We start from the raw sequence: 23,819 nt of genomic DNA, 5'->3' as shown, positions 1-23,819 counted from the left end.
AGGTGAATGAACCTGTTCTGGCGATTTTGTAAACAGAGATTGACTATACTTACGCCATTGAGGTAAAAAACAGCGTTTCATTCATCGAATGGATCAGGCACAATGCCCGGCCATCGGGTTTTCTACCTCTTAGCATTTATCGCGGGTAGTTAACGCCGGTGATTCTGGTTAACAAAAGCGGTGCAATATGCAAGTTTTCATCATGCGTCACGGCGACGCGGCACTCGATGCCGCCAGTGACTCAGTACGTCCTTTAACCGTCTGTGGCTGCGACGAATCCCGTCTGATGGCAACCTGGCTTAAAGGTCAAAAAGTGGACATTGAACGCGTTCTTGTGAGTCCGTTCCTGCGTGCAGAACAGACGCTGGATGTGGTAGGGGAGTGTATGAACCTGCCGTCCAGTGTGGATGTTCTCCCCGAACTGACACCATGCGGTGATGTCGGCCTTGTCAGCGCTTATCTTCAGGCGCTGTGCAATGAAGGTGTCGCTTCCGCACTGGTCATTTCCCACCTGCCGCTGGTCGGCTATCTGGTATCTGAGCTGTGCCCGGGCGAAACGCCGCCTATGTTCACCACTTCCGCGATTGCCAACGTCACCCTCGACGAAACCGGCAAAGGGGTCTTCAACTGGCAAATGAGCCCGTGCAACCTGAAGATGGCAAAAGCGATCTGACGTGACGTGTGACAGGGCGGGGTGCTATATCTTTCCCGCCCTTCTGTCAGGGCAACTCTGGCGGCTGCCACTCCTCAACTTCAATCAACACCAGCAAGGCGGCATCTCCGCCATACTCTTTCGGTGCCTGATGAAACGCCATTACGTGTGGGTGCTGAGCCAGCCACAGCGGCGTTTGTTGCTTGAGAATATGTTTCCCGTGGCCATGCATCACGCAGGCGCAAAAAACATGTTCGCGGCGACAGGCGGCAATCAACGCCCCCAGCTCCTGTTTCGCCTGCATTTGCGTTAAGCCGTGCAGATCCAGAAACAGCTCCGGCGAATAATCTCCCCGGCGTAACTTTTTCAGTTCGAAATGGCTGACGTCCTCGCGCACGTATTTCACCGCGCCCTGGGTATTAAGCAGCGGCTGAAACTCGTCTGAAAAGTAGTGGCTGTTATCGGCCTGCTCCTGCAGCAGCCGTTTGACCGGGACTTCGCTGATTTTTTTACGCTGCGGGCGATGAACAATCGTGTCCTGCGCGATTTTCCGCGTCCCGGTCATCAGCTGTCGGAAGAGCGCCTGATCCTCCTCGCTGAGCGATGTTTTCTTTTTCATTCGTCATTCTCATCTCGTATTTCCGATAGTGTACCCGACTAAACGCATTTTTTAACCTCAAGCGGTACGCGTCATTGCTGATTTATCGCCGTCTTCATGGCAAACTAGCCGCCGAAAATTATGCGAGCATGCCCTGGAGGAAAGAGTGGATAAAATATTTGTCGATGAAGCAGTAAACGAGCTGCATACCATACAGGACATGTTGCGCTGGTCGGTTAGCCGCTTCAGCGCCGCCAATATCTGGTACGGACACGGTACCGACAACCCGTGGGATGAAGCCGTGCAGCTGGTGCTGCCGTCCCTCTACCTGCCGCTGGATATTCCGGAAGACATGCGCACCGCGCGCCTGACCTCGAGCGAAAAACACCGCATCGTTGAGCGCGTAATCCGTCGCGTGAACGAGCGTATTCCGGTCGCCTATCTGACCAACAAAGCCTGGTTCTGCGGCCACGAGTTCTATGTCGATGAACGCGTGCTGGTGCCGCGCTCGCCGATTGGTGAGCTGATCAACAACCACTTTGAAGGCCTGATCGGCCATCAGCCGCAGCACATTCTGGATATGTGTACCGGGAGCGGCTGTATCGCCATTGCCTGCGCTTACGCCTTCCCGGAAGCGGAAGTGGACGCGGTTGATATCTCCACCGACGCGCTGGCCGTGACCGAGCACAACATTGAAGAGCACGGCCTGATCCATCACGTTACGCCAATTCGCTCTGACCTGTTCCGCGATCTGCCGACGCTGCAGTACGATCTGATCGTCACCAATCCGCCGTACGTCGATGCGGAAGACATGTCCGATCTGCCGAACGAATACCGCCACGAGCCGGAGCTGGGTCTGGCGTCGGGCTCTGACGGCCTGAAGCTGACCCGCCGCATTCTGGCCTGCGCGCCGGATTATCTGACCGACGACGGCGTTCTGATTTGTGAAGTGGGCAACAGCATGGTACATCTGATAGAGCAGTATCCGGATGTGCCGTTCACCTGGCTTGAGTTCGACAACGGCGGTGACGGCGTCTTTATGCTGACCAAAGCGCAGCTGCTCGACGCGCGCGAACACTTCAGCATCTATAAAGATTAATCCAGCGGGCTTCGGCCCGTTTCACAACGCTCAAACACAAACAACAACATCGGAGCCGTGATGGCAGGAAACAGTATTGGACAGGTATTCCGCGTGACCACCTTTGGCGAGTCGCACGGGCTGGCGCTGGGCTGTATCGTTGATGGCGTACCGCCAGGCATCGAACTGACCGAAGCCGATTTGCAGCACGACCTCGACCGTCGTCGTCCGGGCACCTCTCGCTACACCACGCAGCGTCGCGAGCCAGACCAGGTCAAAATTCTCTCCGGCGTCTTTGAAGGACGCACTACAGGCACCAGCATTGGTCTGCTGATTGAAAACACCGATCAGCGCTCCCAGGACTACGGCGCCATCAAGGACGTGTTCCGTCCAGGCCATGCCGACTACACCTACGAACAAAAGTACGGCTTCCGCGACTATCGCGGCGGCGGACGTTCCTCCGCGCGTGAAACCGCGATGCGCGTGGCGGCTGGCGCCATTGCTAAGAAATACCTGCAGCAGAAATTTGGCATCGTGATCCGCGGCTGTCTGACCCAGATGGGCGACATTCCGCTGGCGATCAAAGACTGGGATCAGGTCGAGCAAAACCCGTTCTTCTGTGCGGATGCCGACAAGCTGGACGCGCTGGACGAACTGATGCGCGGTCTGAAAAAAGAGGGCGACTCCATTGGGGCGAAAGTCTCCGTCGTGGCCGACGGCGTCCCGCCAGGCTGGGGCGAGCCGGTATTTGACCGTCTCGATGCCGACATCGCGCACGCGCTGATGAGCATCAACGCGGTGAAGGGCGTTGAGATTGGCGACGGTTTTGACGTGGTATCCCTGCGCGGCAGCCAGAATCGCGACGAAATCACGAAAGCGGGCTTCCAGAGCAACCACGCGGGCGGCATTCTGGGCGGGATCAGCAGCGGGCAGCAGATTATTGCCAATATCGCGCTGAAACCAACTTCAAGCATTACCGTGCCGGGCCACACGATTAACCGCGATGGCGAAGAAGTTGAGATGATCACTAAAGGACGTCACGATCCGTGCGTGGGGATCCGTGCGGTACCGATCGCAGAAGCGATGCTGGCGATCGTGCTGATGGATCACTTCCTGCGCCAGCGCGCGCAGAATGCGGATGTGACGACCACCATTCCACGCTGGTAAACATGAAAAAAACCGCAATTGCTCTGCTGGCGCTGCTTGCCAGTGGAGCCAGTCTGGCCGCCACGCCGTGGCAAAAAATCACCCATCCGGTGGCGGGGAGCGCGCAGTCCATCGGCGCCTTTTCCAACGGCTGTATCGTGGGGGCTCAGGAACTTCCGCTGCAATCGGATACCTATCAGGTGATGCGTACCGACCAGCGTCGTTACTTCGGCCACCCGGATCTGGTGCTGTTCATCCAGCGGCTAGGAAACCAGGTGCATAATCTGGGGCTGGGCACGATGCTGATCGGCGATATGGGGATGCCTGCGGGCGGGCGTTTTAACGGTGGACACGCCAGTCACCAGACCGGACTGGATGTCGATATCTTCCTGCAGCTGCCTAAAGCGCGCTGGAGTTCAGCCCAGTTGCTGAAACCGCAGGCGCTGGATCTGGTGTCGAGCGACGGTAAGCGCGTTGTGCCCTCACTGTGGACGCCGGATATCTTCAGCCTGATTAAGCTGGCGGCAAAAGATAACAACGTCACGCGGATCTTCGTCAACCCGGCTATCAAGCAACAGCTCTGCCTCGATGAGGGAACCGATCGCGACTGGTTGCGCAAAGTGCGCCCGTGGTTCCAGCATCGTGCGCACATGCACGTTCGTCTGCGCTGCCCGGCGAACAGCCTGGAATGCGAAGATCAGCCGCTACCGCCGCCAGGCGATGGCTGTGGTGCGGAACTGCAAAGCTGGTTTGAACCGGCAAAACCTGGAACCTCTAAGCCTGAGAAGAAGACACCGCCTCCGTTGCCGCCTTCCTGCCAGGCGCTACTGGATGAGCATGTACTTTAATGGATAATTTCGTCGATCTGTTTATGGTGTCACCGCTGCTGCTGGTGGTGTTGTTCTTTGTGGCTATGCTGGCCGGTTTTATTGATGCCCTTGCGGGCGGCGGCGGGCTATTAACCGTACCCGCGCTGCTGGCGGCGGGCATGAGCCCGGCGCAAGCGCTTGCCACTAACAAGCTACAGGCCTGCGGCGGCTCGCTTTCGGCGTCGCTCTATTTTATCCGCCGCAAGGTGGTGAACCTGGCCGACCAGAAGCTCAATATCCTGATGACCTTTATCGGTTCCACGTCGGGCGCGCTGTTGGTTCAGCACGTGCAGTCGGATATTTTGCGCCAGATCCTGCCGGTTCTGGTCATCTGCATCGGGCTTTATTTCCTGCTGATGCCGAAGCTCGGCGAGGAAGACCGTCAGCGTCGTCTGCACGGCCTGCCGTTTGCGCTGATTGCCGGGGGCTGCGTCGGTTTTTACGACGGTTTCTTCGGCCCGGGGGCAGGCTCGTTTTACGCGCTGGCGTTCGTGACGCTGGCCGGGTTTAACCTCGCCAAGTCGACCGCCCATGCCAAAGTGCTCAACGCGACCTCGAACGTCGGCGGCCTGCTGCTGTTTATCATTGGCGGCAAGGTTATCTGGGCAACCGGGTTTGTGATGATGGCAGGGCAGTTCCTGGGCGCGCGCGCGGGCTCGCGTCTTGTATTAAGCAAAGGGCAAAAGCTGATCCGTCCGATGATCGTTATCGTCTCGGCGGTGATGAGCGCCAAACTTCTTTATGACAGCCATGGACAGGAGATCCTCACCTGGTTGGGGATGCACTAATGAACAGTACGCATAAATATGAACAGCTGATTGAGATCTTTGACGGCTGTTTTGCTGACGATTTTAATACCCGTCTGATTAAAGGCGACGACGAACCGATCTATCTTCCTGCTGATGACGAGGTTCCGTATAACCGCATCGTCTTTGCCCACGGCTTTTACGCCAGCGGTTTGCACGAAATTTCGCACTGGTGCATCGCCGGAAAAGCGCGTCGCGAGCTGGTGGACTTCGGTTACTGGTATTGCCCGGACGGGCGAGACGCCGCGACGCAGGGGCAGTTTGAGGATGTGGAAGTGAAGCCGCAGGCGCTGGAATGGCTGTTCTGCGTGGCGGCGGGTTTCCCGTTCAACGTCAGCTGCGACAACCTCGAAAGCGACTTCGAGCCAGACCGTATTGTCTTCCAGCGCCGCGTGCATGCGCAGGTGATGGAATACCTTGAGAAAGGCATCCCGGCACGTCCGGCGCGCCTGATCGAGGCCTTACAGAATTATTACCACACGCCGGCGATTGCGGCGGAAAGCTTCCCTTGGCCGGAAGATCTTTAACAGAGGAAAGAAGATGATCGCAGAATTTGAATCACGCATTCTGGCGTTAATTGATGACATGGTGGAACACGCCAGCGATGATGAGCTGTTCGCCAGCGGTTATCTGCGTGGTCACCTGACGCTCGCGGTAGCCGAGCTGGAAGCAGGTGACGATCACTCTGCCGACGCTGTTCATGAGGAAGTGACCCGCAGTCTGGAGAAAGCCATTCAGGCCGGGGAGCTCTCTCCGCGCGACCAGTCACTGGTGCTGGGTATGTGGGACAACCTGTTCCAGCAGGCTAAACGCTAAGTCATTGTTTTTCGCCCGGTGGCGCTGCGCTTACCGGGCCTACTAATTTTCCCTCTCCCTGTGGGAGAGGGTTAGGGTGAGGGCACCAGACCGCACCTTACTTAACCATTTTCCCCTTCAGCAGTTTCCTTACCCACAAGCGATTCGGATTCAGTCCCGCAAGCGTAACCCTGTCCAGCGGAATTGGCTCGTCGCTCATTTGCGCGGCTAACGTTTCAGCCAGCAGCGGCGCGGAGCACAGCCCACGGGAACCCAGCCCGCCCAGCATAAACAGCTCCGGATACACCGGTGCGGCCACCGCCGTTTCCTTGTTTTCAGCCAGATCTTCATAGGCCGCAAGCGTCGCGTCATAGTCCGGCGCGTTGCCCGCCATCGGCAGATGATCGCGGGTGGCACAGCGCACGCCGCAGCGCGCGTCACCCTCGCTGACGTCAACCTCTTTCGTCCACGCCGCATCCGGGAAACAGTCAATCAGGCGCTGGCGGTTTTGCGCCTGATCCGCTTCGCTATAGCGCATATCCGTTTCGCCACGATGATAGCTGGCCCCGATGCAGTGATGGCCGTTAGACGGATTTTGCGGTGTCAGATAGCCGTCATAGCACAGCACCTGGCGCAGTTTGCCGAGCGCAGGCGCGGTGGGGATATGGCTTACCTGGCCGCCGACCGGATAAACCGGCAACGCTGCTGTCTGGATAAACTGGCTGATGTGATGCCCGTTGGCCAGCACAACGCTGGCATGGCTCGCCTCCTTGCCATCAGCAAAACGCAGATCCCAGCGTTCTTTCCGGCTGAGCGATTCCACCTTGTGGGCATAATGCGTCGTCAGCCCGCGCGACTGCGCCAGGGCAATGACCGCCGCGGTCAGTTCAGCCGGACACAGCCAGCCGCCGAGCGGGTACTGAATGCCCCCACACCCGGTTTCTACGCCAGCGGTGTCCGCCACCTCTTGCGCACTGACCGCGCGGGCAATCTCTTCCGGCAGGCCCAGCGACAGCATCTGCGCGATCTTCTGCTGGCTCTTCTCATCCCAGCCGAGCTGCGTGACGCCGCACCAGTCATGGTCGAACGTTACCGGCAGGGCATCGTACAGGCGGCGGGCGAAGGTAAAGGCCGCGGGGAAAAACTGGAACAGGGCCGGATCGTGTGCGCTTAAAAGCGGGTAAAGCGCGCCCTGGCGGTTGCCGGACGCGCCGCTGGCGGGCGCCTCGTCAGCGCAGTAGAGCGTCACCTGCCAGCCCCGGTGCAGCAGCGCGAGAGAGAGCAGGGCGCTGGCGATCCCACCGCCAACGATCGCTACGTCGCGCGATGCGCTGGCGCGGCGCGCAAACCAGGGCGTCTGAGCGGGGATGTCCAGCGTCTGCTCCATCCTGCCGACCAGCATGTCGCGCTTGCGGCCAAAGCCTTTGGTCTTCTGCATGGTAAAGCCCGCCTCCTGCAGCCCACGGCGGACAAAGCCCGCCGAGGTGAAGGTGGCAAGGGTAGCCCCAGGGCGCGCCAGTCGCGCCATCGCGTTAAACAGATGCTGGCTCCACATGTCCGGGTTTTTGGCAGGGGCAAAACCGTCCAGGAACCACGCGTCGACCTTCTGATTCATCGAATCATCGAGCCTGTCGGTCAGGTCGTTGATGTCGCCGAGCCATAAGTCCAGCGTGACGCGTCCACCGTCCAGCATCAGACGGTGACAGCCGCCGATGTGGGGCGGCCACTGCGCCTGAAGCTGTTCTGCCCAGGGCGCAAGCTCCGGCCAGCGCTGGTGGGCAAGCCGCAGATCGTGCGCGGTGAGCGGGAATTTTTCGAAACTGATGAAATGTAATCTTTGTAGCGTAGCTTCAGGGTGAGCAGCGTGGAACTGATTAAACGCCTGCCAGAGGGTTAAAAAATTCAGACCGGTGCCGAATCCACTTTCCGCGACCACAAACAGGCTCCGCGGGTGCGCCGGGAAGCGGGTGCTGAGCTGGTTTCCGTCGAGGAAAACATAGCGAGTTTCTTCGAGTCCGTTATCATTAGAAAAATAGACGTCATCAAAATCTCGGGAAACAGGTGTACCCTCAGCGTTGAATTCGAGGTTGGCGGGTTGTATAGCGTTTTGTTTCACGTAAGTTACTCGTCTGACAGGCAGTGGCACGATCTTAACGATGTGAGTCCATCGGTGCAAATTTCCGCAGAAAATGTCTGATCGGACTTGTTCGGCGTACAAGTGTACGCTATTGTGCGACTCGAAACTTACTATAGTGCGACTTACAGAGGTATTGAATGAAACGTGCAGTGATTACTGGCCTGGGCATTGTTTCCAGCATCGGTAATAACCAGCAGGAAGTCCTGGCATCTCTGCGTGAAGGACGCTCCGGGATCACTTTCTCTGAAGAGTTTAAAGATTCAGGTATGCGTAGCCACGTATGGGGTAACGTCAAACTGGACACCACCGGTTTGATCGACCGCAAAGTGGTTCGTTTCATGAACGATGCCTCTATTTATGCTTATCTCTCCATGCAGGAAGCGATCAAAGATTCTGGCCTGAGTGAAGAGGTTTATCAGAACAACCCGCGCGTGGGTCTGATTGCCGGTTCCGGCGGCTCATCTAAAGCGCAGGTATTCGGTGCTGACGCCATGCGTAGCCCGCGTGGTCTGAAAGCGGTAGGTCCGTACGTGGTCACGAAAGCCATGGGTTCTGCGGTTTCCGCGTGCCTGGCGACCCCGTTCAAAATCCACGGTGTGAACTACTCCATCAGCTCCGCGTGTGCGACCTCCGCACACTGTATCGGTAACGCTGTTGAGCAGATCCAGCTGGGTAAACAGGACATCGTATTTGCTGGCGGCGGCGAAGAGCTGGGCTGGGAAATGGCCTGTGAATTCGACGCGATGGGCGCACTGTCCACCAAGTACAATGAGACCCCGGACAAAGCCTCCCGTACCTACGATGCGCACCGTGACGGTTTCGTTATCGCGGGCGGCGGCGGTATGGTTGTGGTTGAAGAGCTGGAGCACGCGCTGGCACGTGGCGCGCACATCTACGCTGAGATCGTGGGCTACGGTGCAACGTCTGACGGCGCCGACATGGTTGCGCCATCCGGTGAAGGCGCGGTGCGCTGCATGAAGATGGCGATGCACGGCGTTGACACCCCAATCGACTACCTGAACTCTCACGGTACTTCTACGCCGGTAGGCGACGTGAAAGAGCTGGGTGCGATCCGTGAAGTCTTCGGCGACAACAGCCCGGCAATCTCCGCGACCAAAGCCATGACCGGTCACTCTCTGGGTGCGGCTGGCGTACAGGAAGCGATCTACTCTCTGCTGATGCTGGAAAACGGCTTTATCGCGCCAAGCATCAACATCGAAGAGATGGACGAGCAGGCTGCTGGCCTGAACATCGTGACCAAACCAACGGACGCGACGCTGACTACCGTCATGTCCAACAGCTTCGGTTTCGGTGGCACCAACGCCACGCTGGTCATGCGTAAGCTGAAAGCATAAGTTTTATGTTTGATTCGAAAGGGGAGCCATAAGGCTCCCTTTTTTATGCATTGACAAGCGGCTGATCTCACAGGCAAACTTCACCACTCAACATTATCCTCACGATAATGCGTAAGCGTTTAACGTCAACCAACGCACCTTAATCCTGATAATCAGGTAGAGGGGGCGTGGCATTTCCCCGCCTTACTCTTCATTTCGGAGTAAAGCATGACTGCAGTAACTCAAACAGAAACAACCCCTTCAGCGAACGTCTCGCTGTTCCGTATCGCCTTTGCGGTATTCCTGACCTATATGACCGTTGGCCTGCCGCTGCCGGTGATCCCGCTGTTCGTACACCAGGAGCTGGGCTATGGCAACACCATGGTCGGCATTGCCGTGGGTATCCAGTTTTTAGCGACGGTTTTAACCCGCGGCTACGCCGGACGGCTGGCGGACCAGCACGGTGCCAAACGTTCGGCGCTGCAGGGCATGTTTGCCTGCGGCCTGGCGGGCGGCGCATGGCTGCTGGCGGCTGTTCTGCCGGTCGACGCGGCGTATAAATTTGCGCTGCTGGTGCTGGGCCGTTTAATTCTCGGCTTCGGTGAAAGCCAGCTGCTGACCGGCACCCTGACTTGGGGAATGGGGCTGGTAGGGCCAGCACGTTCCGGCAAGGTGATGTCCTGGAACGGCATGGCCATCTACGGCGCGCTGGCCGCCGGGGCACCGCTTGGTCTGCTGATCAACAGCCAGTTCGGTTTTGCGGCGCTGGCTGCCACCACCATGGCGCTGCCGCTGGTGGCATGGGCGTTTAACGGCTCGGTGCGTAAGGTGCCTGCGCACAAAGGCGAGCGTCCTTCCCTGTGGAGCGTGGTCGGCCAAATCTGGCAGCCGGGCCTGGGTCTGGCGCTGCAGGGCGTGGGTTTTGCGGTGATTGGGACGTTCGTCTCGCTCTATTTTATGAGCCGCGGCTGGGCGATGGCCGGTTTTACGCTTACCGCGTTTGGCGGCGCGTTTGTGCTGATGCGCGTCTTCTTCGGCTGGATGCCGGATCGCTTTGGCGGCGTGAAGGTGGCGGTGGCGTCGCTGGTCATTGAAACCATCGGTCTTCTGCTGTTGTGGAATGCACCCGTGGCATCCGTTGCGCTGCTTGGTGCGGCGCTGACCGGCTGCGGCTGTTCTCTGATTTTCCCAGCGCTGGGCGTTGAAGTGGTGAAGCGCGTGGCTCCGCAGGTGCGCGGGACGGCGCTCGGCGGCTATGCGGCGTTTCAGGATATCTCATACGGGGTAACCGGGCCGCTGGCCGGGCTGTTAGCCACCTCGTTTGGCTATCCGTCCGTCTTCCTGGCCGGTGCGGTTTCCGCGGTGGTGGGGATCGTGGTGACGCTGGTGGTGTTTCGCAGAACGTGAGTCGTTGTTGCCGGGTGGCGGCTGCGCCTTACCCGGCCTACGGTTCAAGCCGTTGTAGGCCCGGTAAGCGCAGCGCCACCGGGCAAAATATCAGGCAACCAGCCAGAAAATCGCCAGCGCAATCAGTAATGCAATAAACATCAATCCCGGACGCGCAGAAAGTGTTCTGAAGGTCTCCACGACCGGCGCAAACAGCGGGCTGTAGATCGGCTGAATATTTCTCACCTCTGGTACGCCGCCTTCGCGCTCGGCGCGGCGAACAAAGATCTGGTTGAGCAGATCCTGCACCTGCGCGGTAGTCAGTACCGTTTGCGGCGTGGCCTGCCAGTTCTGCTGGGCATAATCCCGAATCACCTCGAACTCGTGCGGCTCAAGCGGCTGTTTCAGCGCGGCCTGGACAGTATGCAGAGTCGGGGCGCTCTGGGTGCTGAGCGTCTGGCGTGCCTGGAGCCAGGTCACCAGATGGGTAAACTGTTTGGCCGGGATCAGCTCGCCTGCCTTCACGCCCGACAGTTCCAGCATGGATTGCCAGATAAGCTTCGTCGGTTCGCCGGTGGCCGCGGCCAGCTTGGTCACCATCTGCTTGAGCGTATTGTGCTCGGCGGGCAGCAGCGGACGCTCGGTCGCCGGGCGCACCTGCGGCTGCGGAATCGACAGCTCATTGTTCTGCAGCAGCGTCAGCACGGTTTTGAGCTGGTCGGGCGTCAGTTGGCCCAGCGCGGTCTGACCATACTGCTGGCGAATAAAATCACTCACCGCCTGGCGGTTATTTCCCTGGCCCAGCAGCTCCGTCAGCTGAGAAACAATCTGGCGCGTGGTGTGGTTCTGCTGCGCGGTCGTAATACGCTGGTTCAGATTTTGCTCGGCAGCAGGGAAATGACGCGACTGCAGCGGTGCGTCGTTCCTCACGCCTAAATCATGCTTCACCCCGGCCCAGACTTCCGCGTTTTGCTGCGAAGTCAGCGCAATCAGGCGCGTGATCAGTCGCTCCAGCACGGTGCGCTGTTGCGTGGATAGCGGTTGTTCACCGGCAACGTTTGGCGTGACAGGGCCTTCACCCGGAGGGCGTGGCGGCGTACCTGAAATGGGCTGCATCGTCAAAAATCCTTAAAGTCAAAACTCAGCGTAAACCTGGCAGACGTATATGCCTGGCGGCCAGATTATGGCACACTTGGCAGGTTTTCTTCCTCTCAAACAGGTACTCAGACGTGAAAATCCTCGTTGATGAAAATATGCCTTACGCCCGTGAGCTGTTTAGCCGCCTGGGTAACGTTAAGGCTGTTCCTGGTCGCCCGATCCCGGTCAACGAACTGGACGACGCCGACGCCCTGATGGTGCGCTCGGTGACCAAAGTAAATGAGGCGTTGCTCGCCGGTAAGGCGATTAAGTTCGTTGGGACCGCAACGGCAGGGACCGATCATGTGGATGATAAATGGCTGAAGCAGGCCGGAATCGGTTTCTCCGCCGCGCCGGGCTGTAACGCGATTGCCGTCGTGGAATACGTTTTCTCCTCGCTGCTGATGCTGGCCGAGCGCGACGGGTTTGCGCTGAAAGACCGCACCGTGGGGATTGTCGGCGTGGGTAACGTCGGCGGACGCCTGCAAAAGCGCCTGGAAGCGTTAGGGATCCGCACGTTGCTGTGCGATCCGCCGCGCAAAGACAACGGCGATGACGGGGATTTCCGTTCGCTGGACGAGCTGGTTGAACAGTGCGACGTGCTGACGTTCCACACGCCGCTGTTTAAAGAGGGGCCGTATAAGTCTCTGCATCTGGCCGATGAGGCGTTAATTCGCCGTCTGAAGGCTGGCACTATTCTGATAAATGCCTGCCGTGGTCCGGTAGTCGATAACGCCGCGCTGCTGACGTGTCTGAACGAAGGACAAGACCTCAGCGTGGTGCTGGACGTCTGGGAGCCTGAGCCGGACCTCAACGTTGAGCTGCTAAATAAGGTTGATGTGGGCACGGCGCATATCGCTGGTTATACCCTCGAAGGGAAAGCCCGCGGTACGACGCAGGTCTTCGAAGCCTACAGCGCCTTTATCGGCCATCCGCAGCAGGTGGCGCTGGATACCTTACTCCCCGCGCCTGAATTTGGCCGCATTACCCTTCACGGTCCGCTCGATCAGGCAACGCTGAAAAGGCTGGTGCATTTGGTGTATGATGTGCGCCGCGATGATGCGCTGCTGCGTAAAGTGGCGGGGATCCCGGGTGAGTTTGATAAGCTGCGCAAGAACTACGTTGAGCGCCGCGAGTGGTCTTCCCTCTATGTGATGTGCGACGACGCGTCGGCGGCGACGCTGCTGCACAAGCTGGGGTTTAACGCCGTTCATCACCCGGCGCATTAATGTCTTCTTAATGCTCCCTGTCGGATACTCCGACAGGGACGCTTTTTTATTTCTGGAGTAAACCACCATGTCTGAAGGCTGGAACATTGCCATTTTAGGTGCCACGGGTGCCGTGGGCGAAGCCCTGCTCGAAACGCTTGCTGAGCGTCAGTTCCCGGTGGGCGATATCTATGCGCTGGCGCGAACGGATAGCGCGGGTGAGCATCTGCGTTTTAACAATAAATCCGTCATGGTTCAGGATGCGGCGGCGTTCGACTGGACGCAGGCGCAGCTGGCGTTTTTCGCCGCGGGCGCTGAAGCCACTGCGGCGTACGTTGAAGAGGCGACCAACGCAGGCTGCCTGGTCATCGATCTGAGCGGTCTGTTCTCCATGGAGCCGGATGTGCCGCTGGTGGTGCCGGACGTGAACCCGTTTGTGCTGGCTGACTACCGCAACCGTAACGTCATTGCGGTGCCGAACAGCCTGACCAGCCAGCTTCTGACTGCACTGAAACCGCTGATCGACGACGGCGGCCTGTCGCGCATTACCGTCACCAGCCTGCTGTCGGCGTCCGCAAACGGCAAAAAGGCCGTTGACGCGCTGGCCGGGCAGAGCGCGAAGCTGCTGAACGGCATTCCGATTGATGAAGATGATTTCTTTGGCCGCCAGCTGGCGTTCAACATGCTGCCGCTGCTGCCGGACCGCGAGGGCTCCGTGCGCGAAGAGCGTCGTATCGTTGATGAGGTGCGTAAAATTCTGCAGGACGATGGCCTGATGATCTCCGCAAGCGTCGTGCAGTCCCCGGTCTTCTACGGTCACGCGCAGATGATCGGCTTTGAAGCGCTGCGTCCCCTGGCGGCAGAAGAGGCGCGCGATGCGTTTGGCCGCGGGGAAGACATCGTCCTCTCTGAAGAGAGCGAGTTCCCGACGCAGGTAGGCGACGCCACCGGTAGCGCGCATCTTTCCGTTGGCTGCGTGCGTAACGACTACGGTATGCCGGAGCAGGTTCAGTTCTGGTCCGTTGCCGACAACGTTCGTTTCGGCGGCGCGCTGATGGCGGTCAAGATCGCCGAGAAACTGGTGCAGGAGTACCTGTACTGATGTCAGACGTGGAACAAAAGCCGGTTCATAAAATTGCCCTCGGTATTGAGTACGATGGCAGTAAATATTATGGCTGGCAGCGTCAGAATGAGGTGCGCAGCGTCCAGGAGAAACTGGAGAAAGCGCTCTCTCAGGTGGCAAACGAGCCGATTAACGTCCTGTGCGCAGGCCGTACGGACGCGGGCGTTCACGGCACGGGGCAGGTGGTGCACTTTGAGACCACCGCCGTGCGTAAGGATGCCGCCTGGACGCTGGGTGTAAATGCGAATTTGCCTGGTGACATTGCGGTGCGCTGGGTGAAAGCTGTGCCGGATGATTTTCATGCGCGTTTCAGCGCCACCGCGCGTCGTTACCGTTATGTCATCTACAACCAGCGTCTGCGTCCGGCGGTGTTAAGCCAGGGCGTGACGCATTTTTATGAACCGCTCGATGCGGAACGCATGCATCGCGCGGCGCAGTGTCTGATTGGTGAAAATGACTTTACCTCGTTTCGTGCGGTGCAGTGTCAGTCCCGCACGCCGTGGCGTAATGTCATGCACATTAACGTCAGCCGTTTTGGCGCGTATGTGGTGGTGGATATCAAAGCCAATGCCTTTGTACATCATATGGTGCGGAATATTGTGGGCAGCCTGATGGAAGTGGGTGCCGGACACCAGCCGGAGAGCTGGATTGCAGACCTGCTGGCAGCGAAGGACAGAACGCTTGCGGCAGCCACGGCGAAAGCGGAAGGGCTGTATCTGGTCTCGGTAGACTATCCGGATCGGTTTGACCTGCCGAAACCGCCAATGGGGCCGCTGTTTTTAGCGGACTAAACAAAGGTGCAATTAAGGCTTAGACAATATGGACGTAATTCGTTTTTTGATTGATTTCATCCTGCATATTGATGTTCACCTGGCAGAGCTGGTCGCGCAGTACGGCGTCTGGGTTTATGCCATTCTGTTCCTCATTCTGTTTTGTGAAACCGGGCTGGTTGTCACGCCGTTCCTGCCGGGCGATTCACTGCTGTTTGTCGCCGGGGCGTTATCGGCGCTGCCCACCAACGATTTGAATGTGCATCTTATGGTGGTGCTGATGGTGATTGCCGCCATCGTCGGTGATGCGGTCAACTACACGATTGGACGCGTATTCGGTGAGCGGCTGTTCAGCAATCCCGATTCAAAAATTTTCCGTCGCAGCTATTTAGATAAAACACATGCGTTTTATGAACGCCATGGCGGAAAAACCATCATCCTTGCGCGCTTTGTGCCTATTGTGCGCACATTTGCACCGTTTGTGGCGGGAATGGGACATATGTCCTATCGTCATTTTGCCATGTATAACGTCGTGGGGGCGCTGCTTTGGGTACTGCTGTTTACCTATGCGGGTTACCTGTTTGGCGATCTCCCGGTGGTTCAGGAAAATCTTAAGTTACTGATTGTAGCGATTATTGTGCTTTCCGTACTGCCGGGCGTTATCGAAATTATTCGTCACAAACGTGCGGCGGCAAAGCAAGCTAAGTAAATGCACGCTGGCGGTTCGACCACTTTTTTATCCAAAGTTTCGGGCTGTTATGTTTTAATGTGCAACATTCATGGTCTGTTGGAGGCAAAAATGGCATTATTCGCCTCTTATAGCAAAACTGGCATACGACCAGGTTCAGGCAGAAAGGTTATCAATGAGCTGGATTGAACGAATTAAAAGCAACATTACCCCAACGCGTAAAGCGAGCATTCCTGAAGGGGTATGGACGAAGTGTGATAGCTGCGGCCAGGTTCTGTATCGCGCAGAGCTGGAGCGCAACCTTGAGGTGTGTCCGAAGTGTGACCACCATATGCGTATGTCGGCGCGCAACCGCCTGCATAGCCTGCTGGACGAAGGTTCTCTGGTAGAACTGGGCAGCGAGCTTGAGCCAAAAGACGTGCTGAAGTTCCGCGACTCCAAAAAATATAAAGATCGTCTGGCCTCCGCACAGAAAGAGACCGGCGAGAAAGACGCGCTGGTCGTCATGAAAGGCACCCTGCATGGGATGCCGGTTGTTGCCGCTGCGTTTGAGTTCTCCTTTATGGGCGGCTCAATGGGCTCCGTGGTCGGTGCGCGCTTCGTGCGTGCCGTTGAGCAGGCGCTGGAAGACAACTGTCCGCTGATCTGCTTCTCTGCCTCCGGCGGAGCACGTATGCAGGAAGCCCTGATGTCCCTGATGCAGATGGCTAAAACCTCTGCAGCGCTGGCGAAGATGCAGGAGCGCGGTCTGCCGTACATCTCCGTGCTGACCGACCCAACTATGGGCGGCGTCTCCGCGAGCTTCGCGATGCTGGGCGACCTGAACGTCGCTGAGCCAAAAGCGCTGATCGGCTTTGCGGGTCCTCGCGTTATCGAGCAGACCGTTCGTGAAAAACTGCCGCCGGGATTCCAGCGCAGTGAGTTCCTCATTGAGAAAGGCGCCATCGATATGATCGTCCGCCGTCCGGAAATGCGCCTGAAGCTGGCGCGCATCCTGGCGAAGCTGATGAATCTGCCAGCGCCGAACCCGGATGAGCCGCGTGAAGGCGTGGTGGTACCGGATCAGGAACCCGAGGCCTGATAACTGAAAAGGGCAGGGCCGGTTGGCGCTGCCCTTTTGCTTTCTAATCTGTTAATGACAACCGGGCATTATGGAAAATAAAAGCATTCCCCAAGCCACGTCGCCCCTGGCCGCGTGGCTTTCTTATCTGGAAAACCTGCACAGTAAAACCATCGATATGGGGCTTGAGCGCGTAAGCCAGGTTGCCGCGCGTCTTGATGTGCTGAAACCGGCGCCTTTCGTGTTCACCGTCGCAGGCACCAACGGCAAAGGTACCACCTGCCGCACGCTGGAATCCGTCCTGAAGGCGGCGGGCTACAGGGTCGGCGTGTACAGCTCGCCACATCTGGTACGCTACACCGAGCGGGTTCGTGTGCAGAACCGCGAGCTGCCGGAGTCGGCGCATACGGCATCATTCGCGGAAATTGAAGCCGCGCGCGGAGAGACCTCATTAACCTATTTTGAATACGGCACTCTGTCGGCCCTGTGGCTGTTCAAACAGGCCCAGCTGGACGTGGTGATCCTTGAGGTTGGTCTTGGCGGACGTCTTGATGCGACCAATATCGTTGATGCAGACGTGGCGGTAGTGACCAGCATCGCGCTGGATCATATCGACTGGCTGGGGCCCGATCGTGAAAGCATTGGCCGCGAGAAGGCTGGTATTTTCCGGGCAAATAAACCTGCCGTGGTGGGCGAGCCGGACATGCCGCACACCATTGCTGACGTGGCGAACGAAAAGGGCGCACAGCTGCTGCGCCGCGGCGTTGACTGGCACTATGAGGTTCAGGACAACGGCTGGCGCTTTAGCGACGCGCAGGGGGCGCTGGATAACCTGCCGCTGCCGCAGGTCCCGCAGCCAAATGCGGCAACCGCACTGGCGGCACTGCGCGCCAGCGGCCTCGTGGTCAGCGAACAGGCGATCCGCGAGGGTATACAAAACGCGATTCTGCCAGGACGTTTCCAGATTGTGAGCGAGTCACCGCGCCTGATTCTGGACGTGGCGCACAACCCCCACGCGGCGGCGTATCTCGCGGGACGTCTCAAATCGTTACCAAAAACCGGGCGCGTGCTGGCGGTTATCGGTATGCTTCATGATAAAGATATCGGCGGGACGCTGGCCTGCATGGAGAGTGTGGTCGATAGCTGGTATTGTGCTCCTCTGGAGGGGCCTCGCGGCGCGACGGCTGAGCAGCTGATGGAACATCTCGGCAAAGGCGCAATCTACAGTAGCGTGGCGCAGGCCTGGCATGCCGCGATGGCGGAGGCTAAACCAGAAGATACCGTGCTGGTGTGTGGTTCATTCCACACGGTGGCACATGTCATGGAAGTGATGGACGCGGGGAGAACCGGTGGCGAGTAAGTTTCAGAACCGTTTAACAGGAACCATTGTGCTGGTCGCGCTCGGGGTGATTATTCTTCCCGGGCTGCTCGACGGGCAGAAAAAGCATTATCAGGATGAGTTTGCCGCGATTCCGCTGGTGCCGAAACCGGGCGACCGCGATGAGCCGGATATGCTGCCCGCGGCGACGCAGGCATTGCCTGCTCAGCCTCCGGAAGGGGCGGCGGAAGAGGTGCGCGCGGGCGATGCCGCCGCACCGTCGCTCGATCCGTCTCGCCTGGCGGCCACGAGCAACAGCGATATCGATCCTGTGCCGGTCGAGCAGCCTAAACCGGTTGAAAAACCGAAGCCGGTTGAGAAGCCGCAGCCGAAACCGCAGCGTGATAAAGCGGCAGAACAGCTCGCCGCAGCGTCAGAGACGCCTCCGCCAGCAAAACCGACGCAGCAGGACGCTGCTGCCCCAACGGGCAAAGCCTACGTGGTGCAGCTCGGTGCGCTGAAAAATGCGGACAAGGTGAATGAGGTGGTGGGTAAACTGCGCAGTGCGGGATATCGTGTTTACACTTCACCTTCCACGCCGGTGCAGGGTAAAATTACCCGTATCCTCGTGGGGCCAGAAGCGTCTAAAGACAAACTGAAAGGGTCGCTGGGTGAGCTGAAGCAGATCTCCGGCCTGAGCGGTGTAGTAATGGGCTACAGCGCGAACTAAGTACGACCTGCTCCTGTAAGAGAGAGGCGATAAGCCACGGCGTTGAACATTTTTTCAGCGCCTTTTTTATTTACGCGCGGGAAGGAAATCCCTACGCAAACGTTTTCTTTTTCTGTTAGAATTCGCCCCGAACTGGATGACAGGGCGTTTAATCGTGGGACACATATGGTCTGGATTGATTACGCCATCATTGCGGTGATTGGTTTTTCCTGTCTGGTTAGCCTGATCCGTGGCTTTGTTCGTGAAGCGTTATCGCTGGTGACCTGGGGTTGTGCTTTCTTTGTCGCCAGTCATTACTACACTTACCTGTCTGTCTGGTTCACGGGCTTTGAAGATGAACTGGTCCGAAATGGAATCGCTATCGCGGTGCTGTTTATCGCAACGCTGATTGTCGGCGCTATCGTGAATTACGTGATAGGTCAGCTGGTCGAGAAAACCGGTCTGTCAGGAACGGACAGGGTACTCGGGATCTGTTTCGGGGCGTTGCGAGGCGTGCTGATTGTGGCCGCGATCCTGTTCTTCCTGGATACCTTTACCGGGTTCTCCAAAAGTGAAGACTGGCAGAAATCGCAGCTCATTCCAGAGTTCAGCTTCATCATCAGATGGTTCTTTGACTATCTGCAAAGCTCGTCGAGTTTTTTGCCCAGGGCATAAACCCTGAGATGTGGCTTAACGAGGAAAAGACGAATGTGCGGTATTGTCGGTATCGCCGGTTTCATGCCGGTAAACCAGTCGATTTATGACGCGTTAACGGTGCTTCAGCACCGTGGGCAGGATGCTGCGGGTATCATCACCATTGATGCAAACAACTGCTTCCGTTTACGCAAGGCGAATGGCCTGGTAAACGATGTGTTTGAAGCCCGCCATATGCAGCGTCTGCAAGGTAATATGGGGATCGGTCACGTTCGTTATCCTACCGCTGGCAGTTCCAGCGCCTCTGAGGCACAGCCTTTCTACGTCAACTCACCGTATGGCATCACCCTTGCCCATAACGGCAACCTGACCAACGCGCATGAGCTGCGTAAAAAGCTGTTCGAAGAGAAACGTCGCCACATTAACACCACCTCTGATTCTGAAATCCTGCTCAACGTGTTCGCCAGCGAGCTGGATAACTTCCGTCACTATCCGCTGGAAGCGGACAACATTTTTGCCGCGATTGCCGCGACAAACCGTCAGATCCGCGGCGCGTACGCCTGCGTGGCGATGATCATCGGTCACGGCATGGTGGCCTTCCGCGATCCAAACGGCATTCGTCCGCTGGTGCTCGGCAAGCGCGACCTCGGCGATGGCCGTACCGAATATATGGTTGCCTCGGAGAGCGTGGCGCTGGATACCCTGGGCTTCGAATTCCTGCGCGACGTTGCGCCGGGCGAAGCGGTGTATATCACCGAGAAGGGCCAGCTGTTCACCCGTCAGTGTGCCGACAACCCGGTCAGCAACCCGTGCCTGTTTGAATACGTCTATTTTGCCCGTCCGGATTCGTTCATCGACAAGATTTCCGTCTACAGCGCGCGCGTCAACATGGGCACGAAGCTCGGCGAGAAGATTGCCCGCGAGTGGGACGATCTCGACATCGACGTGGTGATTCCTATCCCGGAAACCTCCTGCGATATCGCGCTGGAGATCGCCCGCATTCTGGATAAGCCATACCGTCAGGGCTTCGTGAAGAACCGCTACGTTGGCCGCACCTTTATCATGCCGGGGCAACATCTGCGCCGTAAGTCCGTGCGCCGCAAGCTGAACGCTAACCGCGCGGAATTCCGCGACAAGAATGTTCTGCTGGTGGATGACTCCATCGTTCGCGGTACCACCTCTGAGCAGATTATCGAGATGGCCCGCGAAGCGGGTGCGAAGAAAGTCTATCTGGCCTCTGCTGCGCCGGAGATTCGCTTCCCGAACGTGTACGGTATTGATATGCCAACCGCCAACGAGCTGATCGCTCACGGGCGTGAAGTGGATGAAATTCGCCAGATCATCGGTGCTGACGGCCTGATTTTCCAGGACCTCAACGACCTCATCGACGCGGTGCGTGCCGAGAATCCGGAAATTCAGCAGTTTGAATGCTCCGTGTTCAACGGTATTTACGTGACCAAAGACGTTGACCAGCAGTACCTCGACTATCTTGATTCGCTGCGCAACGACGACGCCAAAGCCGTTCAGCTGCAAAACGATCTCGAAAGCTTAGAGATGCACAACGAAGGTTGATGTTCCGGCAGGTGAGGGCGTATGCCCTCACTTGCAACTCCCCGCAAAATCCTGCACAGTCTGCCCTGAAATCAGTAAGGGCGAAAATCATGAAACGACTCATAGTTGGGCTCAGCGGTGCCAGCGGTGCGATTTACGGCGTACGTTTGCTACAGGTTCTGCGTAACGTGGCGAACGTCGAAACCCATCTGGTGATGAGCCAGGCGGCGCGGCAGACCCTCTCTCTGGAAACCGATCTCTCCCTGCGCGATGTTCAGGCGCTTGCGGATGTCGTTCACGATGCCCGTGATATCGCCGCCAGCATCTCCTCAGGCTCGTTTAAAACCGCCGGCATGGTGATCCTGCCCTGTTCAATCAAAACGCTCTCCGGCATTGTGAACAGCTATACCGACACCCTGGTGACGCGTGCGGCGGATGTGGTGCTGAAGGAGCGGCGTCCTCTGGTGCTGTGCGTGCGGGAAACGCCGCTGCACCTGGGTCATCTGCGCTTAATGACGCAGGCTGCTGAGCTGGGGGCTGTCATCATGCCGCCGGTGCCCGCGTTCTACCATCGTCCGCAAACGCTGGACGACATTATCAACCAGACCGTTAACCGCGTACTCGATCAGTTCGACATCGACCTGCCCGAGGATCTCTTCACCCGCTGGCAGGGTGCCTGAATCTGTGCACATAGCCGGTGCATGAAAAGACACGTTGCCCTGTTTCAGGGCAATTATGCAACGGCGATCATATCCTCGACATTTAATTCGTTTTTTCCCTTTTTCTCTCTCCGGTTCGTTCGGCAGACCTGCTATCTTTCACCATTAAGGCAGTATCGCAACGTTTTATTAACATATTTAACGTCGAAGTTTTAACCAGACGGCAATGTGGCATAAGACCTGCAAGATGAAGCCTGCAAAACAACACACAACACAATACATAATAAAATCACGGTACTTGAGGGTAAATGTATGAAGAAGACGGTTCTGGCTCTGTCTTTGCTGGTGGGGTTAAGTGCGGCAGCAGGTAGCTACGCAGCGCTTCCACAGACGGTTCGTATCGGTACAGACGCAACCTACGCGCCATTCTCTTCCAAGGATGCGAAAGGCGATTTCGTGGGGTTTGATATCGATCTGGGTAATGAAATGTGCAAACGCATTGCGGTGAAATGCACATGGGTGGGCAGCGACTTTGACGCGTTAATCCCGTCGCTGAAAGCCAAGAAAATCGACGCCATTATCTCTTCTCTTTCCATCACTGAAAAACGCCAGCAGGAGATTGCCTTCTCTGACAAGCTCTACGCCGCGGATTCTCGCCTGATTGCGCCTAAAGGCTCCCCGATTAAGCCCACCATCGACTCGCTGAAAGGCAAGCATGTCGGCGTGCTTCAGGGCTCGACGCAGGAAGGCTATGCCAATGCTAACTGGCGTGAGAAGGGCGTAGACGTGGTGGCTTACCAGAACCAGGATCTGATTTACTCTGACCTGGCGGCAGGCCGTCTGGATGCGGCATTCCAGGATGAAGTCGCCGCGAGCGAAGGCTTCCTGAAGCAGCCTGCGGGTAAAGACTACGCGTTTGCAGGCCCGTCGGTGAAAGACAAAAAGTACTTTGGCGACGGCACCGGGATTGGCCTGCGTAAGGATGATACCGAGCTGAAAGCCGCCTTCGACAAAGCCTTTGCAGAGCTGCGTAAAGACGGTACTTACGACAAACTGGCGAAGAAATACTTCGACTTCAACGTATACGGTGAATAACACCTGGCGGTGACGCACCGGAAAGGTGCGTTACGGGAGCGGTTGACCCAATACGGTGCATTTGATGCACTGTATTGGATCGCTGTGTGCATACTTACGCATTAATAATGCAAAAATTCCCGCTGGAAAGGCATTAATCTTTGCCTGACTGAGGGGAATAATGGCACATTAGCACCACCCCGTCGTCGTAAAAATCCCGTATGAAGACAGTTTGTTGAGGACAAATATGAAAAAACTCGTGTTGTCATTATCACTGGTACTGGCCTTTTCCAGCGCCACCGCGGCATTCGCAGCTATTCCGCAGAAAATTCGAATTGGTACCGACCCTACCTATGCGCCGTTCGAATCGAAGAATTCAAAGGGTGAACTGGTCGGTTTTGACATCGATCTGGCCAATGAGCTGTGCAAACGCATCAAAGCACAGTGTACCTACGTTGAGAACCCGCTGGATGCGCTGATCCCGTCCCTGAAAGCGAAAAAAATCGACGTAATCATGTCCTCCCTCTCCATCACTGAAAAACGCCAGCAGGAGATTGCCTTCACCGACAAACTCTACGCGGCCGATTCACGTCTGGTGGTGGCGAAATCGTCTGATATTCAGCCTACGCTGGAATCGCTGAAGGGCAAACGCGTGGGCGTGCTGCAGGGCACCACTCAGGAAACCTACGGCAACGAGCACTGGGCACCGAAGGGGATTGAAATTGTCTCCTATCAGGGCCAGGAAAATATCTACGCTGACCTGACGGCAGGCCGTATTGATGCCGCATTCCAGGATGAAGTCGCGGCTAGCGAAGGCTTCCTGAAAACGCCGGTAGGTAAAGATTACAAGTTTGGCGGCCCGTCTATTAAGGACGTGAAGTTGTTTGGTGTGGGCACCGGTATGGGCCTGCGCAAAGAAGACAACGAACTGCGTGAAGCGCTGAACAAGGCGTTCGCTGAAATGCGCGCAGACGGCACCTACGACAAGCTGGCGAAAAAGTACTTTGATTTTAATGTTTACGGCGGCTAATCGCCCCGTCATATAACGTGCGGCCCCTCCCACGGCG

General features: G+C 57.4%; 24 protein-coding genes. 21 read left to right on the top strand and 3 right to left on the bottom strand.

Going from position 1 to position 23,819, the window contains the following annotated elements; translation table 11 throughout:
* Positions 1 to 187: 187 nt before the first annotated feature.
* Positions 188 to 673 (top strand): phosphohistidine phosphatase SixA, encoded by a 486-nt coding sequence (sixA, locus tag N6P30_RS17220; protein WP_014884683.1) that lies wholly within the window; start codon positions 188 to 190, stop codon positions 671 to 673.
* Between the two features lie 46 nt (positions 674 to 719).
* Here the strand turns inward: sixA and smrB are convergent, their stop codons facing one another.
* Complete coding sequence (gene smrB / locus N6P30_RS17215; RefSeq protein ID WP_008502613.1) at positions 720 to 1,271, bottom strand: endonuclease SmrB; 552 nt, start codon at positions 1,269 to 1,271, stop codon at positions 720 to 722.
* A 145-nt stretch (positions 1,272 to 1,416) separates the two neighbouring features.
* Between smrB and prmB the strand changes: the two genes are divergently transcribed.
* The 6 genes from prmB to N6P30_RS17185 are packed head-to-tail and all read left to right on the top strand — an operon-like array spanning position 1,417 to position 5,965.
* Positions 1,417 to 2,349: a 50S ribosomal protein L3 N(5)-glutamine methyltransferase gene (gene prmB / locus N6P30_RS17210; protein WP_008502612.1), complete on the top strand. Its 933-nt coding sequence runs from the start codon at positions 1,417 to 1,419 to the stop codon at positions 2,347 to 2,349.
* Between the two features lie 60 nt (positions 2,350 to 2,409).
* Positions 2,410 to 3,495 (top strand): chorismate synthase, encoded by a 1,086-nt coding sequence (gene aroC / locus N6P30_RS17205; RefSeq protein ID WP_021241578.1) that lies wholly within the window; start codon positions 2,410 to 2,412, stop codon positions 3,493 to 3,495.
* A 2-nt stretch (positions 3,496 to 3,497) separates the two neighbouring features.
* Complete coding sequence (mepA, locus tag N6P30_RS17200; RefSeq protein WP_023294138.1) at positions 3,498 to 4,322, top strand: penicillin-insensitive murein endopeptidase; 825 nt, start codon at positions 3,498 to 3,500, stop codon at positions 4,320 to 4,322.
* Entirely contained in the window at positions 4,322 to 5,131 is an 810-nt protein-coding gene (locus N6P30_RS17195; protein ID WP_021241577.1) for a sulfite exporter TauE/SafE family protein, read from the top strand. The genes mepA and N6P30_RS17195 overlap by 1 nt, the downstream gene beginning before the upstream one ends.
* On the top strand, positions 5,131 to 5,676 hold the full coding sequence (locus N6P30_RS17190; RefSeq protein WP_023294137.1) for an elongation factor P hydroxylase: 546 nt from the start codon (positions 5,131 to 5,133) through the stop codon (positions 5,674 to 5,676). The genes N6P30_RS17195 and N6P30_RS17190 overlap by 1 nt, the downstream gene beginning before the upstream one ends.
* Before the next feature lie 13 nt (positions 5,677 to 5,689).
* Positions 5,690 to 5,965: a YfcL family protein gene (locus tag N6P30_RS17185; protein ID WP_008502607.1), complete on the top strand. Its 276-nt coding sequence runs from the start codon at positions 5,690 to 5,692 to the stop codon at positions 5,963 to 5,965.
* A gap of 97 nt (positions 5,966 to 6,062) precedes the next feature.
* On the opposite strand, the gene mnmC is transcribed toward N6P30_RS17185, so the two are convergent.
* Positions 6,063 to 8,060 (bottom strand): bifunctional tRNA (5-methylaminomethyl-2-thiouridine)(34)-methyltransferase MnmD/FAD-dependent 5-carboxymethylaminomethyl-2-thiouridine(34) oxidoreductase MnmC, encoded by a 1,998-nt coding sequence (gene mnmC / locus N6P30_RS17180; protein ID WP_023294136.1) that lies wholly within the window; start codon positions 8,058 to 8,060, stop codon positions 6,063 to 6,065.
* Positions 8,061 to 8,218: 158 nt separating this feature from the next.
* Between mnmC and fabB the strand changes: the two genes are divergently transcribed.
* Both fabB and N6P30_RS17170 read left to right on the top strand, forming a co-directional pair.
* Positions 8,219 to 9,436 (top strand): beta-ketoacyl-ACP synthase I, encoded by a 1,218-nt coding sequence (gene fabB, locus N6P30_RS17175; protein WP_008502605.1) that lies wholly within the window; start codon positions 8,219 to 8,221, stop codon positions 9,434 to 9,436.
* Positions 9,437 to 9,643: 207 nt separating this feature from the next.
* A complete protein-coding gene (locus tag N6P30_RS17170) occupies positions 9,644 to 10,822 on the top strand; it encodes an MFS transporter (protein ID WP_023294135.1) in 1,179 nt (392 codons plus the stop codon).
* A gap of 90 nt (positions 10,823 to 10,912) precedes the next feature.
* Here N6P30_RS17170 and flk read toward each other — a convergent pair whose 3' ends face one another.
* Entirely contained in the window at positions 10,913 to 11,917 is a 1,005-nt protein-coding gene (gene flk / locus N6P30_RS17165) for a flagella biosynthesis regulator Flk (protein WP_008502603.1), read from the bottom strand.
* 113 nt (positions 11,918 to 12,030) lie between these two features.
* Between flk and pdxB the strand changes: the two genes are divergently transcribed.
* From pdxB to hisJ, 12 genes are all read left to right on the top strand, one after another.
* The gene (pdxB, locus tag N6P30_RS17160) at positions 12,031 to 13,167 is read left to right on the top strand and encodes a 4-phosphoerythronate dehydrogenase PdxB (RefSeq protein WP_023294134.1); all 1,137 of its coding nucleotides are present in this window, start codon (positions 12,031 to 12,033) and stop codon (positions 13,165 to 13,167) included.
* Positions 13,168 to 13,234: 67 nt separating this feature from the next.
* Entirely contained in the window at positions 13,235 to 14,248 is a 1,014-nt protein-coding gene (locus N6P30_RS17155; protein ID WP_023294133.1) for an aspartate-semialdehyde dehydrogenase, read from the top strand.
* Entirely contained in the window at positions 14,248 to 15,060 is an 813-nt protein-coding gene (truA, locus tag N6P30_RS17150; protein ID WP_008502600.1) for a tRNA pseudouridine(38-40) synthase TruA, read from the top strand. The genes N6P30_RS17155 and truA overlap by 1 nt, the downstream gene beginning before the upstream one ends.
* A gap of 28 nt (positions 15,061 to 15,088) precedes the next feature.
* Positions 15,089 to 15,748: a DedA family protein gene (locus N6P30_RS17145; RefSeq protein ID WP_008502599.1), complete on the top strand. Its 660-nt coding sequence runs from the start codon at positions 15,089 to 15,091 to the stop codon at positions 15,746 to 15,748.
* A gap of 154 nt (positions 15,749 to 15,902) precedes the next feature.
* Positions 15,903 to 16,808 (top strand): acetyl-CoA carboxylase, carboxyltransferase subunit beta, encoded by a 906-nt coding sequence (accD, locus tag N6P30_RS17140; protein ID WP_008502598.1) that lies wholly within the window; start codon positions 15,903 to 15,905, stop codon positions 16,806 to 16,808.
* 70 nt (positions 16,809 to 16,878) lie between these two features.
* Positions 16,879 to 18,147 (top strand): bifunctional tetrahydrofolate synthase/dihydrofolate synthase, encoded by a 1,269-nt coding sequence (gene folC, locus N6P30_RS17135; RefSeq protein ID WP_023294132.1) that lies wholly within the window; start codon positions 16,879 to 16,881, stop codon positions 18,145 to 18,147.
* Positions 18,137 to 18,835, top strand: coding sequence for a cell division protein DedD (gene dedD, locus N6P30_RS17130; protein WP_008502596.1), 699 nt, complete (start codon positions 18,137 to 18,139; stop codon positions 18,833 to 18,835). Before folC ends, dedD begins: the two co-directional genes overlap by 11 nt.
* A 165-nt stretch (positions 18,836 to 19,000) precedes the next feature.
* Positions 19,001 to 19,489, top strand: a complete 489-nt coding sequence (cvpA, locus tag N6P30_RS17125; RefSeq protein ID WP_000262116.1) for a colicin V production protein — start codon at positions 19,001 to 19,003, stop codon at positions 19,487 to 19,489.
* A 33-nt stretch (positions 19,490 to 19,522) separates the two neighbouring features.
* Positions 19,523 to 21,040 (top strand): amidophosphoribosyltransferase, encoded by a 1,518-nt coding sequence (gene purF, locus N6P30_RS17120; protein WP_021241570.1) that lies wholly within the window; start codon positions 19,523 to 19,525, stop codon positions 21,038 to 21,040.
* Between the two features lie 89 nt (positions 21,041 to 21,129).
* Complete coding sequence (locus N6P30_RS17115) at positions 21,130 to 21,699, top strand: UbiX family flavin prenyltransferase (protein ID WP_032663144.1); 570 nt, start codon at positions 21,130 to 21,132, stop codon at positions 21,697 to 21,699.
* A 291-nt stretch (positions 21,700 to 21,990) separates the two neighbouring features.
* Complete coding sequence (gene argT / locus N6P30_RS17110; protein ID WP_008502593.1) at positions 21,991 to 22,773, top strand: lysine/arginine/ornithine ABC transporter substrate-binding protein ArgT; 783 nt, start codon at positions 21,991 to 21,993, stop codon at positions 22,771 to 22,773.
* A gap of 226 nt (positions 22,774 to 22,999) precedes the next feature.
* Positions 23,000 to 23,782, top strand: a complete 783-nt coding sequence (gene hisJ / locus N6P30_RS17105) for a histidine ABC transporter substrate-binding protein HisJ (RefSeq protein ID WP_008502592.1) — start codon at positions 23,000 to 23,002, stop codon at positions 23,780 to 23,782.
* Positions 23,783 to 23,819: the final 37 nt, after the last annotated feature.

This window comes from Enterobacter sp. PL1 (assembly GCF_945957325.1).
Classification (GTDB): domain Bacteria; phylum Pseudomonadota; class Gammaproteobacteria; order Enterobacterales; family Enterobacteriaceae; genus Enterobacter; species Enterobacter roggenkampii.
The sequence above is the reverse complement of the archived record's forward strand: the minus strand, read 5'-3'. Positions and strand labels throughout refer to the sequence as shown.